At 47.6% G+C, this 1167-nt stretch carries 1 protein-coding gene; it reads right to left on the bottom strand.

Annotated features, from left to right (window positions below; all coding sequences use genetic code 11):
* Nucleotides 1-143 precede the first annotated feature (143 nt).
* The gene (locus QT974_RS34590) at nt 144-863 is read right to left on the bottom strand and encodes a pirin family protein (protein WP_333472855.1); all 720 of its coding nucleotides are present in this window, start codon (nt 861-863) and stop codon (nt 144-146) included.
* Nucleotides 864-1167: the final 304 nt, after the last annotated feature.

Here is a 1167-nt window from a genome sequence, read left to right as displayed (position 1 = left end):
GTTTTTCCAATCAAAGTCATCTCAACAAGCATTTTCGAGCGGCTACAGGAATCGCCCCCGGAATCTATCGGCGGCGATGAGTGCGATCGGCGGTTGGAAACCGCTACTTGTCACACGAAGTCCGCCGGACGCCGACTAAGAGATTATCCGAGGTCAAATAGCAAGATTTCAGCACCGAATTGGGTACTAACTTCGAGTTCTTCTTCCCCCCTAATTTGAACGCCATCGCCCTCTCTCAATTCTTCATCATTGAGTTCGGCAATTCCCCCGGCAATTTGCAGCCAAGCATAACGATGCGGTGGCAAATGATAGCGAACGACATCACCAGATTCTAAAATCGCAGCATATAGTTCAACATCCTGGTGAATCGTAACAGCGCCATCTTTTCCATTCTTAGAAGCAATGCAATGGAACTCACCGTGCTTTTCTTTTAATGGAAACGATCGCTGTTCGTATCTGGGCTTTAGTCCGTTTTGGTCGGGTAAAACCCATATTTGGAGGAAATGCAGCGGGTCAGTTTGGGAGTGGTTGAATTCACTGTGGGTGACACCAGTTCCAGCACTCATAATTTGCACTTCTCCAGGATAGATGACAGTGCCATTTCCCATGCTATCTCGATGCTCGATCGCGCCTTGCAACACATAGGTGATAATTTCCATGTCACTGTGGCCGTGAGTACCGAAGCCCGCACCCGCAGTGACGCGATCGTCATTAATGACTCGCAGGCTGCGAAATCCCATGCGATTCGGGTCGTAAAAGTTGCTGAAAGAAAAGGTATGATAGCTATTGAGCCAAGCAATGTTGGTATGACCGCGCTCGTGGCGATCGTGAATGAGATGAGTTGCAGTTTCTTGATTCATCATACAATTATCCAAGTGCTAAGTTGTTCAGGATTAAATAACGTTTTGGGCGGGCAGGATGCCCACTCCACAAAAGTTTGAAAAAAATTGACTGTCGAAATTACAGTTGGTTAAGTACATCGTGCGATCGATCGCGGTAGGGAAACGGCATTGCCCATAGGTGTCAACTTAAGGTAAAACCTATAGTCCGCCAGGGGTTGAAAACCCCTGCCTCAAAGCGAAAGTCGTCTGAACACGACTGAAGAAATCATGAGTCCTCTTTGAGAGGACTTTCGCTATAAGAGGGGGAATTGATTCCCTGGCGGAC

This window comes from Microcoleus sp. BM001215392 (assembly GCF_036700185.1).
Taxonomy (GTDB): Bacteria; Cyanobacteriota; Cyanobacteriia; order Cyanobacteriales; family Microcoleaceae; genus Microcoleus.
The sequence above is the reverse complement of the archived record's forward strand: the minus strand, read 5'-3'. Positions and strand labels throughout refer to the sequence as shown.